This window comes from Mucilaginibacter sp. P4_E8 (assembly GCF_056401495.1).
This window is the reverse complement of sequence record NZ_JBFUJG010000396.1, coordinates 1-1,248: the sequence shown is the minus strand read 5'-3', so window position 1 is coordinate 1,248 and position 1,248 is coordinate 1. Positions and strand designations below refer to the sequence as shown.

The window sequence follows — 1,248 nt, the reverse complement described above, 5'->3', positions numbered from 1 at the left end:
CTATTGATCATATAGGGAATTTGCCGTTAGATGAATATATAAATGGAGTTAAATATAATCGTATAGTAAGTAATCCAAATTATTACAAAAGCGGTAGGTTTGGGCGCGATGTAAGCTCTATTATAAAGTTCTCTTTTAAATTACACCCTTATTTTAAAGGCAATTGGGACGCCATAATTTTTAATCAGTTCCCCATGTTGCCCTCTTTGTTTTACAAATGGTTGTATAAAAAAAGGAGCAGAACCGTTGTAGATTTTGTGGAGCATCGCGATTCAAAACTATGGCGCTTTATAAATAGCCAAATTTTAAATGCTACCGATGATGTTGTTTGTATTAGTAATCATGTGAGGTCATGTGTTAAGCAATACCGCAAAAATCATCTGCATGTGATACCAAGTTTGGTAGATACCACGCTGGCCCAATCTTTAAAAAAGGAATATTATACATTTTTAGGTCGCCTGGAAGAGCATAAACATCCTGAACATGCCATTGAGGCTGTATTACATTATAACCGCTTATATAATACGATAAGGGTATTGCACATTATGGGTTCAGGTAGTTTATATAATGATCTGGCTCAAAAATATGGATCAAATGAATATATCGTTTTTCATGGTCTTGTAAATGACGAAGAAAAAAATAAGTTGTTTCAGGAGGCAAGGCTTTTGATATTGCCATCTGAAAGGGAAGGGTTGCCAAAAGTGGTAATTGAAGCTATGGCGTACGGAATTCCTACATTAACAACCAATTATGCAGGTAATGGTACGCAATATTTTGTAAAAGAAGAGGGAATTGGTGAAGTAGCCGAACCCAATATTGACGCCCTGGCAGAAAAAATACACCAAATTGAAACAGATTACGAAAACTATTCTGATCAATGTATGCAAATTAAATCTGAATTTGATTTGCATTTAAATAGCATAAAATACCTTAATATATTACAATGAATAAAACAGATCAAATTTTAGTAACAGGTGGAAATGGATTTATAGGATCACATATAATTGACTTTTTAATTAACAATGGATATACCAGTGTAATTTCGTTAGATAATTTATCAGGTTCAAATTATGGGAATAATTTAAACGTAAATCCACAATGTAAATATGTTTATGGTGATTTGGGTAATTTGGCATTTTTAGATAAATTTTTCTCTGATAATCAAATCAGTTATATCTTTCATATTGGCGCCAACGGAAATGTACCATATAGTAATGATTTCCCTACGGTTGATTTTAATAGTAATGC

At 32.6% G+C, this 1,248-nt stretch carries 2 protein-coding genes; both read left to right on the top strand.

Features of this window, described 5'->3' with window-relative positions:
* Positions 1-947 (top strand): glycosyltransferase family 4 protein (locus tag AC1DRQ_RS31695; RefSeq protein ID WP_477430153.1); only part of this gene is annotated, 947 nt, incomplete at its 5' end.
* Positions 944-1,248, top strand: a 305-nt coding sequence (locus AC1DRQ_RS31690; RefSeq protein ID WP_477430151.1) for an NAD-dependent epimerase/dehydratase family protein, incomplete at its 3' end; no start/stop codon positions are given. The genes AC1DRQ_RS31695 and AC1DRQ_RS31690, both read left to right, overlap by 4 nt.